This is a genomic window from Pseudomonas plecoglossicida NBRC 103162 = DSM 15088 (genome assembly GCF_000730665.1).
Taxonomy (GTDB): Bacteria; Pseudomonadota; Gammaproteobacteria; order Pseudomonadales; family Pseudomonadaceae; genus Aquipseudomonas; species Aquipseudomonas plecoglossicida.
Genome location: NZ_BBIV01000017.1, coordinates 61,009 through 73,439, shown reverse-complemented (window position 1 = coordinate 73,439; position 12,431 = coordinate 61,009). Strand labels below are relative to the sequence as shown.

Sequence of the window (12,431 nt, the reverse complement as noted above, 5' to 3'; positions counted from 1 at the left end):
AGAGGTTGTGATGGCAGACTACAAAGCTCCCCTGCGCGACATGCGCTTTGTTCTGAACGAAGTCTTCAACGTGGCCGAGCAATGGGCGCAACTGCCCGAGCTCGCCGAAGCGGTCGATGCCGACACCGCCATGGCCGTGCTGGAAGAAGCCGGCAAGGTCACCGGCAAGAGCATTGCCCCGCTCAGCCGCTCCGGCGATGAAGAAGGCTGCCACTGGGACAGCGGCGCCGTGCGCACGCCCGCCGGTTTCACCGAAGCGTACAAGACCTACGCCGAAGGCGGTTGGGTCGGCGTGGGCGGTGATCCGCTGTTTGGCGGCATGGGCATGCCCAAGGCCATCTCGGCCCAGGTCGAGGAAATGGTCAATGCCTCGAGCCTGGCCTTCGGCCTGTATCCGATGCTGACCGCCGGCGCCTGCCTGTCGATCAATGCCCACGCCAGCGAAGCCCTCAAGGAAAAGTACCTGCCGAACATGTATGGCGGCGTCTGGGCTGGCTCCATGTGCCTCACCGAGCCCCACGCCGGTACCGACCTGGGCATCATCCGCACCAAGGCCGAGCCCCAGGCCGATGGCAGCTACAAGGTCAGCGGCACCAAGATCTTCATCACCGGCGGCGAGCATGACCTGACCGAGAACATCATCCACCTGGTGCTGGCCAAGCTGCCGGACGCGCCAGCAGGGCCCAAGGGTATTTCGCTGTTCCTGGTGCCGAAGTTCCTGGTCAACGAAGACGGCAGCCTGGGTGCGCGCAACCCGGCCAATTGCGGTTCGATCGAGCACAAGATGGGCATCCAGGGTTCGTCCACCTGCGTGATGAACTTCGACGAAGCCGTGGGTTACATCGTTGGTGAACCGAACAAGGGCCTGGCGGCGATGTTCACCATGATGAACTACGAGCGCCTTGGCGTGGGTATCCAGGGCCTGGCCTCGGCAGAGCGGTCCTACCAGAATGCCGTCGAGTACGCTCGCGATCGCTTGCAAAGCCGCGCCCCTGTCGGGCCGCAGGCCAAGGAAAAGATTGCCGACCCGATCATCGTGCACCCGGACGTGCGGCGCATGCTGCTGACCATGAAGGCACTGATCGAGGGCGGCCGCGCCTTCTCTACCTACGTGGCCATGCAACTGGACAGCGCCAAGTACAGCGAAGACCCGACCACCCGCAAGCGCAGCGAAGAGCTGGTGGCGCTGCTGACGCCAGTGGCCAAGGCATTCCTGACCGACCTGGGGCTGGAGTGCACGGTGCACGGCCAACAAGTGTTCGGCGGCCATGGCTACATTCGCGAGTGGGGCCAGGAGCAGTTGGTGCGCGATGTGCGCATTACCCAGATCTACGAAGGTACCAACGGCATCCAGGCGCTGGACCTGGTGGGGCGCAAGGTGGTGGCCAGCGGTGGCGCGTACTACCGGCTGTTCTCCGATGAAATCCGCCAGTTCATTGCCTCCGCCGGCAGCGAGCTGGCCGAATTCGTCAAACCGTTGGGCGCTCGCCTGGACCAGCTCGATGGGCTGACCGAGTGGGTGCTGGAGCAAGCCAAAGGCAACCCGAACGAAATTGGCGCTGCCTCGGTGGAGTACCTGCACGCCTTCGGTTATGTCGCCTATGCCTACATGTGGGCGCTGATGGCGCGCACCGCCAAGGCAGGCGAGGGCGACCAGGCGTTCTATTCGGCCAAGCTCGGCACTGCACGCTTCTACTTCGACCGCCTGTTGCCACGGGTGGACTCGCTGGTGGCGTCGGTGAAGGCGGGGAGCGAGTCGCTGTATCTGCTCGACGCCGAGCAGTTCTGACCCCTGGAAGGCGCGTGTAAGCTTTTTCCTACACGACGTGGTGACTTTTCGCCACTAGCCTCAGATTGGATCCACGGTTAATCTTTGTTCATGGACGTTGCACAGGATGTGCAAAGGACAGAACAGGGACAACGAAGGAATTCCTGCCAGGGTGGCGGGGCGATAGGGATGTCACAGGGAAACAGTCTGGAAAACCCCGCTTAGGCGGGGTTTTCTTTGTGCGCGTGTTTTTCAGCCGAGCACATCCAGCTTCGAGGCCCCCAACGGCCTTGCATCGACCTCTTCTTCCAGCAGGTTGCGCAGCAGTTCCACCGACGCCTGCTGACGCTGGGCGTCCCGGAACACCAGGCCGACCTTGAGCGGAACCCGCGGTTCGCTCAACGGTTTCCACAGCAAGCCCTGTTCATCTTCAGCGGCATCCTTGGCCCGACCGGGCAGGATCGTGGCCAGTGCGGTGTGGGCCAGGCTGTCGAGAATCCCAGCCATGTTGTTCATTTCGGCCTGGACCTGGGGCCGGCGGCCCTGGTTGGCCAATTGCTCTTTCCAGATCTGGCGGATCTGGAACTCCTCGCCAAGCATCAACATGGGCAACTCCGCGGCCTGCCTGATGGACACCTTCTTGAAGTCCTTCAAAGGGTGGGTATCCGGGATGACCAGTTGCAGTTCGTCTTCATACAGCAGAATGCCGTGCAGGCCTGGCTGGCGCGGCGGCAGGTAGCTGATGCCGATGTCCAGGCTGCCATTGAGCAGGCGCCGTTCGATCTCCAGACCCGACAGTTCATAGATCTGCACGACCAGGTGCGGCTGGGCCTTGCGCACCCGCTCCAGCAACTGCGGCACCAGGCTGGGGCGCACCGTCTGCAATACGCCGATGGCCAGGGTACGCAGCGACTGGCCCTTGAAGTTGCGCATCGCCTCGTGGGCACGCTGCAGGCCGTCGAGCAAGGGCAGGGCATGGTTGTACAAAGTGTGCGCGGCCAAGGTCGGCAGCAGGCGTTTGTTGCTGCGCTCGAACAGGCTCAGGTCGAGACTGTGTTCGAGCTGGCGGATCTGTTGCGAGAGTGCCGGCTGGGACAGGGAAAGACGTTCGGCAGCACGGCCGACATGGCCTTCTTCATACACCGCGACGAAATAACGCAGTTGGCGAAAATCCATAACTAACACTTATCGAAAAAGCTGGAAAAACGGAATGGCCGCACGCGCCGCCGAAGCCTAGTCTATCGCCGCATTGCAACGGGTTACAGCGACGCATTGTTACCGCGTTGGAAAAACACTTTTGATAGGCAAGGCAAAATTATCAAGCGCCGGCAGCAAGACCGGACCCTGGCCGCCCTTTACCGTGATTGGTTGGAGCCCCAATGAACCTGTTCAACCTGCGCCGCTCGGCCCCTGCCGCGGTTGCCGAGCCCAAGCGTGCGCCGGTGACCGAAGCCCCGGCCCCGGCGGTGTCTCGCGAGCGCCTGATGCCAGGCAGTGCACGTGCCGAGCATGTTTTCGTGCGTGGCCAGGGCTCGTGGTTGTGGGATAGCGAGGGGCGCGCCTACCTGGACTTCACCCAGGGTTGTGCGGTGAACAGCCTTGGCCATAGCCCGAGCGTGCTGGTCAAGGCGCTGGGCAACCAGGCCCAGGCGCTGATCAACCCTGGGGCCGGTTATCACAGCCGCGGCTTGTTGGCCTTGGTCGACCGCCTGTGCAAGAGCACCGGCAGCGACCAGGCTTACCTGCTCAACAGTGGTGCCGAAGCCTGTGAAGGGGCGATCAAGCTGGCGCGCAAGTGGGGCCAGCTGCACCGCAACGGCGCCTATCACATCATCACGGCCAACCAGGGCTGCCATGGCCGTAGCCTGGGCGCACTTTCGGCATCCGATCCGCTGCCGTGCAACCGTTGCGAACCGGGCCTGCCCGGTTTCAGCAAGGTGCCGTTCAACGACCTGGCGGCGCTGCATGCGCAAGTCGACTCGCGCACCGTGGCCATCATGCTCGAACCGATCCAGGGTGAGGCCGGTGTGATTCCGGCCACCAAGGCATACCTGCAGGGTGTGGAAAAACTCTGCCGTGAGCTGGGCATCCTGCTGATCCTTGACGAGGTGCAGACCGGTATCGGCCGTTGTGGCGCGCTGCTGGCCGAAGAAACCTACGGCGTGCGCGCCGACATCGTCACCCTGGGCAAGGGCCTGGGCGGTGGCGTACCGCTGGCCGCCCTGCTGGCCCGTGGCAGCGCCTGCTGCGCCGAACCCGGCGAGCTGGAAGGTAGCCACCACGGCAATGCGCTGATGAGCGCAGCGGGCCTGGCCGTGCTCGACACCGTGCTGGAGCCGGGCTTCTTCGAGCATGTCCAGGACAGCGGCCGCCACTTGCGCGATGGTCTGAGCCGCCTGGCCGGGCGTTATGGGCAGGGCGAGGTGCGCGGCCAGGGCCTGCTCTGGGCCCTGCAGCTGCAGGACAACCTGGCTGCGGAGCTGGTCCGGGCGGCCCTGGATGAAGGCCTGCTGCTCAATGCGCCGCAAGCGGACGTGGTGCGCTTGTCGCCGGCGCTGACCGTGAGCAAGGGCAACATCGACGAAATGCTCCTGCGCCTGGCCCGGGCCTTTGCCCGCCTGCATGCGCAACAGCATGCCCGCCGCGAAGTATCGGCGTAACACGAATTCTACGAACCGTCTGGCGTTTCTGCGCATCGCCCCTGGCCTGATTCACTTGGCCCGGGGCGTTTTTTTTGCCTGTGGAACCTCTGCCTTGCGCGGCTAGTCTCTGTTTAGACCCTTTCAGGAGAGACTCGCATGGACTTCGTTCGCATCATCATCGCCATCATTCTTCCGCCGCTGGGCGTGTTCCTGCAGGTGGGGTTCGGCGGGGCGTTCTGGCTGAATATCCTGCTGACCTTGCTGGGGTACATTCCGGGGATCGTGCATGCGGTGTACATCATCGCCAAGCGTTAGCCGTTCATGGCCTCATCGCCGGCAAGCCGGCTCCCACAGGTACCCCACAGGCTTTTGTGGGAGCTGGCTTGCCGGCGATGAGGCCGCTACTGACCCAACACCCGGCAATAGAACTTCCACTCTTCCTCCAGCGCATGCGCAAGGTTCTCGGCCTTGCGCAAGCCGTGCCGCTCCCCGGCATAGAAATGCCCTTCGGCCTCGATGCCATTGGCGCGTAACGCCTCGAGCATCGACCGGGTCTGCTCTGGCACCACCACGGCGTCCAGCTCACCCTGGAAGAAAACCACCGGCACCTTGATCTGCGCTGCATGCAGCAGCGGAGTGCGCTGCTGGTAACGTTCGCCATCGCGCTGCGGATCGCCGATCAGCCAGTCCAGGTAGTCGCCCTCGAACTTGTGCGTGGCGCGGCCCAGGGCAATCGGGTCGCTGACGCCGTACAGGCTGGCGCCGGCCCGGAATACATCATGGAAGGCCAGGGCGCAGAGTGTGGTATAGCCGCCCGCGCTGCCGCCGCGAACGAAGACCTTGCTGCGGTCGACCAAGCCCTGTGCGGCGAGGTGCTCGACGGCCGCGCAGGCATCTGCCACATCGCTTTCGCCCCAGCGCAGGTGCAGCGCCTGGCGATAGGCGCGGCCGTATCCGGTGCTGCCGCGGTAGTTCAGGTCGGCAACCGCAAAGCCTCGTTGGGTCCAGTACTGGATGCGCGGGTCAAGCACCGGGTAGCACGCGGAAGTCGGGCCGCCGTGGATGAATACCACCAGTGGCGCCGGGCCTTGCGCACGCGCTGGCGGGTAGAAGAAGCCATGGGCAACCTCACCGCCGCTGTCGTAGTGGATCGGCTCGGGTCGGCTGATGCAGTCGTCTGGTAGAACTTCGGCGCCCCCTGCCAGGATATGCACCTCGTGGCTCGCGCGGTCGACGGCAATGACGGCAGGCGGGCTGATGGGCGATGTGGCGATGGCGTAGAGGTGCTCGTCATCCAGGGCCAGGCTGCGAAAGCGGGTGTAGGCGCTGGCGTAACGTTGCAGACGGCCATCGGCGGTGCGCAGCCCCAACTGGCCGAAGCCGTCTTCGAACCAGGTGGCCAGGTAGGCTTTGGGCCCCAGTGCCAGCCAGGTGCAGGCGCCCAGTTGCCAGGGCGCGGCCGCATGGTCGGCAGGTGCGGCGGGCAAGGCTTGCCAATGGCCGTCGATTTCGCCCCACGGCTGCCAGAAGCCATTGCGGTCGGACAGGCAGTAGAGTCGGCCTTCAGTATCGAAACGCGGTTGCTGCAGGGACTCGTCAGTCGCAGCGATGCAGTGGGCCGAGCCCCAGGCGCCCGTGGCGTCACGTTCCCGGCACATCAGCCGGGTGATCGTCCAGGGCTGTGCGGGGCGGTCCCATTCGATCCAGGCCAGGCGCGCGCCATCGCGGCTCAAGGTGGGCGAGGCATAGAAGTCGGCGCCCTCGGCCAGTATTTCCAGCGAGTCTTCGTCGAAAGCGACCAGGCGGTGCTCAACCGACTCTGCGTGGCACTCCTGCACCACAAGCACCTTGCCGTCGTGCCATTGCACATCGCCGAAGCGGCTGGCGCTATCGCCCGTCAGTGCGCGGGGGGCGCCGCCTTCCAGTGGCTGGGTATAGACCTGCTGGTCCTGCTCGTTGACGAACAGCAAGCCGTCGCCACCCAGGCAGAAGCTGCCACCACCGTATTCGTAGGCCCGGCTGCGCACGCTGAAGCCGTCCGGGGTCAGGCAAGTGGCTTGTTGCCCATGCCAGCGCCACACCCGGCAGGCGCCGTCGGCCGGTCGGAACTCGTTCCAGAACAACCCGTCGGCACTGACCTTGAGTTCGGCGAAGTCGGTGCCGGCGGCGACGGCCTGCGCGGCGCTGAATTCAGCCGCGGGCGATGACACGGGAGTTGCGCTCATTGCGGAAGGTCATCTGTTCGATGGCGAGATCGGCGCTTTGCGCCTCTTCGCGGGCCTTGAGGATGATGCCGTGGTCGGGCGACTTGGCACATACCGGGTCGGCCTTGCTGGCATCGCCGGTGAGCATGAAGGCCTGGCAGCGGCAGCCACCGAAGTCCTTTTCCTTCTCGTCGCAAGAGCGGCAGGGCTCGGGCATCCAGTCATAGCCACGGAAACGGTTGAAGCCGAACGAGTCGTACCAGATGTGCCGCAGGTCGTGGTCACGCACGTTGGGGAACTGCACCGGCAACTGCCGGGCACCATGGCAGGGCAGGGCGGTACCGTCCGGGGTGATGGTCAGGAACAGGCTGCCCCAACCGTTCATGCAGGCCTTCGGGCGTTCCTCGTAGTAATCCGGGGTGACGAAGATCAGCTTGCAGGGGTTGCCCTCGGCCTTGAGCTTGGCCCGGTATTCGTTGGTGATGCGTTCGGCGCGCTCGAGCTGCTCGCGGGTTGGCAGCAGCCCCAGGCGGTTGAGGTGCGCCCAGCCATAGAACTGGCAGGTGGCGAGCTCGACGAAGTCGGCTTCCAGGGCAATGCACAGCTCGATGATGCGGTCGATCTTGTCGATGTTGTGCCGATGGGTGACGAAGTTGAGCACCATCGGGTAGCCATGCGCCTTCACCGCCCGGGCCATCTCCAGCTTCTGCGCGAACGCCTTCTTCGAGCCGGCCAGCAGGTTGTTCACCTGCTCGTCGCTGGCCTGGAAGCTGATCTGGATATGGTCCAGGCCGACCTCCTTGAACGCAGCGATGCGCGCTTCGGTGAGGCCGATGCCGGAGGTGATCAGGTTGGTGTAGTAGCCCAGCCGCCGGGCTTCGCCGATCAGTTCGGCGAGGTCTTGGCGCACCAGGGGTTCGCCGCCGGAAAACCCGATCTGCGCTGCGCCCATTTCACGCGCCTCGGCCATCACCTTGAACCACTGCGCAGTCGTCAGCTCCTTGCCCTGCTCGGCGAAATCCAGCGGGTTGGAGCAGTACGGGCACTGCAGCGGGCAGCGGTAGGTGAGCTCGGCCAGCAGCCACAGCGGCAGGCCGATCGGCACCTCAGGCGAGGGTGATCCAGTGTTCGGCACGGGCCACCTCCATGAATTGCTCGATGTCGTCGGCGACCTCGGGCACACCAGGGAATTGTTGTTCAAGCGCGACGATGATCGCCGCCACGTCGCGCTTGCCGTCGATCAGACCGCCGATCAGGCTGGCGCTGTCGTTGAGCTTGATCATGCCCTCGGGGTACAGCAGCACGTGGCCTTTTTGCGCCGGCTCGTACTGGAAACGGTAGCCCGGACGCCAGTTCGGTACCTGGTTGCGGTCGAAACTCATAAGGCGATCCCTTTGTGCCACACCCTGTCCTGGGTGACGGAATGATAAGGCGGGCGGTTCAGCTCGTAGGCCATGCTCATGGCATCGAGCATGCTCCAGAGGATATCCAGCTTGAACTGCAGTATTTCCAGCATACGCTCCTGGCCGGCCCGCGTGGTGTAGTGCTGCAGGGTGATCGCCAGGCCGTGCTCCACATCACGCCGGGCCTGGCCCAGGCGGGTGCGGAAGTACTCGTAGCCGGCGGGGTCGATCCACGGGTAGTGCTGCGGCCAGCTGTCCAGCCGCGACTGGTGGATCTGCGGGGCGAACAGCTCGGTCAGCGAGCTGCTGGCCGCTTCCTGCCAGCTGGCGCGGCGGGCGAAGTTGACGTAGGCGTCGACGGCAAAGCGCACGCCGGGCAGCACCAGCTCCTGGGAGCGCAGCTGGTCCGGGTCGAGGCCCACGGCCTGGCCCAGGCGCAGCCAGGCTTCGATACCGCCGTCCTCGCCTGGCGCGCCGTCGTGGTCGAGCAGGCGCTGGATCCACTCGCGGCGGACTTCGCGATCCGGGCAGTTGGCCAGGATCGCGGCATCCTTCATCGGGATATTGACCTGGTAATAGAAGCGGTTGGCTACCCAGCCCTGGATCTGCTCGCGGGTGGCGCGGCCCTGGTACATCGCCACGTGATAGGGGTGGTGAATGTGGTAGTAGGCGCCCTTGGCGCGCAGGGCCTGTTCGAATTCGGCCGGGGACAGTGGCAGTGCGTCGTTCATTCAGCTGGCTCCTTTGAAAACCTGTGGGAGCCGGCTTGCCGGCGATCAAGGGCGAAGCCCTTGCCCTCTGCCAGGGCTGGCCTGATGGCTGGCAAACCAGCTCCCACAGCGACCGCGTGCATTACAACTCGATGCTCATGCCATCGTAGGCGACTTCAACGCCACGGCGCTGGACTTCGGCGCGCTCGGCGGAGTCTTCGTCGAGAATCGGGTTGGTGTTGTTGATGTGGACAAGCACCTTGCGCTGGCGCGGGAAACCGTCGAGCACTTCAAGCATGCCGCCGGGCCCGTTCTGTGCCAGGTGGCCCATTTCGCGGCCGGTGCGGGTGCCGACACCGCGGCGCTGCATCTCGTCGTCTTCCCACAGCGTGCCGTCCACCAGCAGGCAGTCGGCGTCGTGCATCATCGCCAGCAGCTTGTCGTCGACCTGGCCGAGGCCGGGGGCGTAGAACAGCTTGCCGCCGCTGCGCGTGTCCTCTACCAGCAGCCCGAGGTTGTCACCGGGGTGCGGGTCGAAGCGGTGCGGCGAGTAGGGTGGCGCGGCGCTGCGCAGGGGGAAGGGCGTGAACCTGAGGTTGGGGCACGCCGGGATGACGAAGCTGCCTTCGAGCGCGATGCGGTTCCACTGCAGGCCACCGTTCCAGTGGCTGAGCATGGTGAACAGCGGGAAGCCGGTGCTCAGGTCCTGGTGGACCATGTCGGTGCACCAGACCTGGTGCGGGCACCCTTCGCGCAGGCTGAGCAGGCCGGTGGTGTGGTCGATCTGGCTGTCGAGCAGGATGATGGCATCGATGCCTGTGTCGCGCAGGGCCCGGGCCGGCTGCATGGGGGCGAATGCCTGGAGCTGGGCGCGGATGTCGGGCGAGGCATTGCACAGGATCCAGTGCTCGCCGTCGTCGGACAAGGCGATGGATGACTGGGTGCGTGCCGCGGCGCGCAGGGTGCCATCGCGATAGCCCTTGCAGTTGACGCAGTTGCAGTTCCACTGGGGGAAACCGCCGCCGGCGGCGGAGCCGAGAATCTGGATGTACATGGCTGTTGTCTGTCCGGAATGCGTTCCTGAAAAACGACGACGCCCCGGCGGACCGAGGCGTCGAGCCGCAAGCAAGGCTTAGCGGCTGGCGAAATACATGGTCACTTCGAAGCCGATACGCAGGTCAGTGAATGCAGGTTTGGTCCACATGGGAGACTCCTTCCGAATGAGTTTGGGGTGGTCAGCTACTGTTGGGATGCCGCCTTGCGCAGGAGGTTCCATTGGCTGGGATTGCGCTATCTTACAAGAAAAATTTGTACCGGAAGGTTAATTCTTCGAAAAGCGCTGTTGCAGCCGACGTAACAATCCCGGTTCTGGCTACCTCCACGAACCGGCTGGCGCGGCTGCATTGGCCAGGCACAGGCAGGGGGCGTGGTGGTCGAGAAGCTGCCGAAGCAGATCATCCAGATCCGCTTGTCGCGTGTTGAGAATAGACGCGCGCAGCGATGCCAGCGGCTGGCTATGTGTCGCCAGGTGTGTCTGCCACAGCCACTGCGCGAGGTCGTCGTTGGCCATGGTGGTTTCGTCGAACTGCTCGGCCAGGGTCTGGCGCGCGGCCGGGTCGAGGGTCACTCCCTGACTCAACAAGACGCGCAGGTGGTCGAGGATTTCATGCTGGCGAACGTGCGGTGATTGCACGCCGAACAACAGGCCTCCCACGCCTTCGATCTGACGGAAGGTACTGAATACCGCATAGCCCAGTTGCAGCTCTACCCGTAGCCGTTGGTACACCGGCCCTTGCAGCAGTTGCGCGAGCAAGCGACCGCAGGCTTGATGCCGAGCCGGCAGCGGGTAGAACAGCAGCAGTGCGTGTTCGTTACCCGGTACCTGGGCCTGGAGCCAGCGCGCGTGCTGCCAGACGGGGAGGGCGTCGGGCTTGCCGGCTTGGCCAGGGCAGGCTTGCAGCACGGCATTCAACGCCGCGCGGGCCGGCTTGTCGAAGCCGACAGCCAGCCCATGCCAGTGGCTGCGCTGCCATGCCTGTTCGAGATCGTGCTGACCGAAGACGTCGGTGGTCTCTGGTTCGGCGAGGCCGCCGTGCACGGCGTCTGGCAACTGTTCGAGCAGCGCTCTGATGGGGATCAAGGCAGGTTCCTGATCCGTCGACGGCAACCAGGCATCAGCCGAAGGTGCGGACAAGACCGCCAGCGCCTGTGCCACAGCCCGTATCACTGCTGCCGGATGACCGGCGCAGCGCAGCTGCCAGTGCTCGCCTGCCGCGCTGAACTGCAGCTGCAAGGACGCGCGCTCGCAGCGCTTGCGCAACGGGCGCAGGGCGCGCTCGAGCGCGACGTGCAGAGGCCGGCGCAGCGCCGAGGGTACATGCCAGCGCAAGCAGAGCACGGCGTACTGGCGAGTGGCAGGCAGCTGGTCGCTGAACGTCATGGCTGCAGGCAGTGGCTGCGCCGTGGCTGCAGGCAGGTCGTCAAGCAGCAGTGGGTCGAACGCAGGCCACTGCCATTGGCCATGCTCCCGGTACGGCAACTGCCTCAGCAGTGACGCGAGTGCTTGCAGGGCTTGCTTGTCCAGCGCCGCGAACGGTTGGCCGGTAACGTCACGGCGGGCCAGCTCAAGCGGGCTGGCGCTGCGTTCGCGACGCTGTTGCAGGAGGCTGAAACCGGCGTTCAGTTGCGCAGGGTCAAGTTGCCGGATGAAGCCGAACCAGCCGTGCAACAGCGCTGTGGCTTCTCCGGCGTCGCCGTCGGGGTTCAGCTTGAGGTCGATATGCCAGAGCAGTTGCCCGCCAAAGGCATACAGCATTCGAGCCTCGAACCCTTGCAGCCATTCGCGCTGCTGGAGCGCATCAAGCCAGCTGCCTGGCCTGACATCGCCCAGGCAAGCCATCAACAGCTCCAGTGCCTGTTCGGCGCCAGCGGGCAGGTCATCATGGGCAAAGACCGGTGCGCCGGGTTCTGCCGTCAAGGCAGGTGCTGGCAACTGCGCGACGGGCGCCCCTGGCGTGAACAGGTCGGCGGCTTGCCTGCCAAGCTGTTCGAGGTCGTCCAGGGTTTGCGGGCCGCACAGGCTCAGGGTGATCTGGCCGCCTCGATAGAAGCGTGCGTGGAAACCGACAAGCGCCCGCTGAAAGGCAGGATCCTGCAAGGCCAGCGTGTAGCGGTTGCCGGCATGAAAGGCGCTCAGCGGGTGATTCGCACACACCGATTGCAACATCGCGAACTGCTGCCGGGCTTGCGGGTTGCGCGACCAGGCGATGAATTCGGCGTGGATCACTTCCCGCTCGCCGCGTTGGCGATCGATGCCCAGGTCGGGTTCGGCCAACATCTGGCAGAGGCGCTGCAATCCGCCCGCCAGGGCGGTTGGCGGCACTTCGAAGAAAAAGTCGGTGGTGCGTTCGCGGGTGCTGGCGTTGACCTGGCCACCCTGGGCCTGGACGTAACGCATCAGGCCATCGACCAGGGGGAAGCGAGGCGTGCCAAGGAAGAACAGGTGTTCCAGAAAATGCGCCAGCCCGGGCCATTTCGCCGGTGCATCGTGGCTACCGGCGTGCACCCGCAATGCCGCTGCTGCGCGCGTCAGGCGCGAGGCGTGGCGCAGGATGAGCTTAACGCCGTTGGCGAGGGTGAGATGGCGGATGGCGTCAGGCATGTGAACTCCGGGGCAGGTGTTCATGCTAACCCATTTGTAATGG

11 protein-coding genes are annotated in these 12,431 nt (G+C 64.8%); 3 read left to right on the top strand and 8 right to left on the bottom strand.

Annotated elements, in window-relative coordinates:
* Positions 1–10: 10 nt before the first annotated feature.
* Entirely contained in the window at positions 11–1,789 is a 1,779-nt protein-coding gene (locus PPL01S_RS12170) for an acyl-CoA dehydrogenase C-terminal domain-containing protein (RefSeq protein ID WP_028625708.1), read from the top strand.
* A gap of 231 nt (positions 1,790–2,020) precedes the next feature.
* Here the strand turns inward: PPL01S_RS12170 and PPL01S_RS12165 are convergent, their stop codons facing one another.
* Positions 2,021–2,944: a LysR family transcriptional regulator gene (locus PPL01S_RS12165; protein ID WP_016393248.1), complete on the bottom strand. Its 924-nt coding sequence runs from the start codon at positions 2,942–2,944 to the stop codon at positions 2,021–2,023.
* A 203-nt stretch (positions 2,945–3,147) separates the two neighbouring features.
* Here PPL01S_RS12165 and PPL01S_RS12160 point away from each other — a divergent pair, with 203 nt between their 5' ends.
* Positions 3,148–4,428: an aspartate aminotransferase family protein gene (locus PPL01S_RS12160; RefSeq protein ID WP_028625707.1), complete on the top strand. Its 1,281-nt coding sequence runs from the start codon at positions 3,148–3,150 to the stop codon at positions 4,426–4,428.
* Between the two features lie 138 nt (positions 4,429–4,566).
* On the top strand, positions 4,567–4,725 hold the full coding sequence (locus PPL01S_RS24650; RefSeq protein ID WP_008095322.1) for a YqaE/Pmp3 family membrane protein: 159 nt from the start codon (positions 4,567–4,569) through the stop codon (positions 4,723–4,725).
* 86 nt (positions 4,726–4,811) lie between these two features.
* On the opposite strand, the gene PPL01S_RS12150 is transcribed toward PPL01S_RS24650, so the two are convergent.
* The 7 genes from PPL01S_RS12150 to pqqF all read right to left on the bottom strand — a co-directional run bounded on the left by PPL01S_RS12150 (position 4,812) and on the right by pqqF (position 12,388).
* On the bottom strand, positions 4,812–6,635 hold the full coding sequence (locus PPL01S_RS12150) for an alpha/beta hydrolase family protein (protein ID WP_028625706.1): 1,824 nt from the start codon (positions 6,633–6,635) through the stop codon (positions 4,812–4,814).
* Positions 6,601–7,749, bottom strand: a complete 1,149-nt coding sequence (gene pqqE / locus PPL01S_RS12145) for a pyrroloquinoline quinone biosynthesis protein PqqE (RefSeq protein ID WP_028625705.1) — start codon at positions 7,747–7,749, stop codon at positions 6,601–6,603. The genes PPL01S_RS12150 and pqqE overlap by 35 nt, the downstream gene beginning before the upstream one ends.
* Positions 7,721–7,996, bottom strand: a complete 276-nt coding sequence (gene pqqD, locus PPL01S_RS12140; protein WP_016393244.1) for a pyrroloquinoline quinone biosynthesis peptide chaperone PqqD — start codon at positions 7,994–7,996, stop codon at positions 7,721–7,723. Before pqqD ends, pqqE begins: the two co-directional genes overlap by 29 nt.
* The gene (gene pqqC / locus PPL01S_RS12135) at positions 7,993–8,748 is read right to left on the bottom strand and encodes a pyrroloquinoline-quinone synthase PqqC (protein ID WP_028625704.1); all 756 of its coding nucleotides are present in this window, start codon (positions 8,746–8,748) and stop codon (positions 7,993–7,995) included. Before pqqC ends, pqqD begins: the two co-directional genes overlap by 4 nt.
* Before the next feature lie 121 nt (positions 8,749–8,869).
* On the bottom strand, positions 8,870–9,781 hold the full coding sequence (gene pqqB / locus PPL01S_RS12130) for a pyrroloquinoline quinone biosynthesis protein PqqB (RefSeq protein ID WP_028625703.1): 912 nt from the start codon (positions 9,779–9,781) through the stop codon (positions 8,870–8,872).
* A 78-nt stretch (positions 9,782–9,859) separates the two neighbouring features.
* Entirely contained in the window at positions 9,860–9,931 is a 72-nt protein-coding gene (pqqA, locus tag PPL01S_RS24645; RefSeq protein ID WP_010209364.1) for a pyrroloquinoline quinone precursor peptide PqqA, read from the bottom strand.
* A 168-nt stretch (positions 9,932–10,099) separates the two neighbouring features.
* Positions 10,100–12,388 carry a pyrroloquinoline quinone biosynthesis protein PqqF gene (pqqF, locus tag PPL01S_RS12125; protein WP_028625702.1) on the bottom strand — a complete coding sequence of 763 codons (2,289 nt, stop codon included), beginning with the start codon at positions 12,386–12,388 and terminating at the stop codon, positions 10,100–10,102.
* Positions 12,389–12,431: the final 43 nt, after the last annotated feature.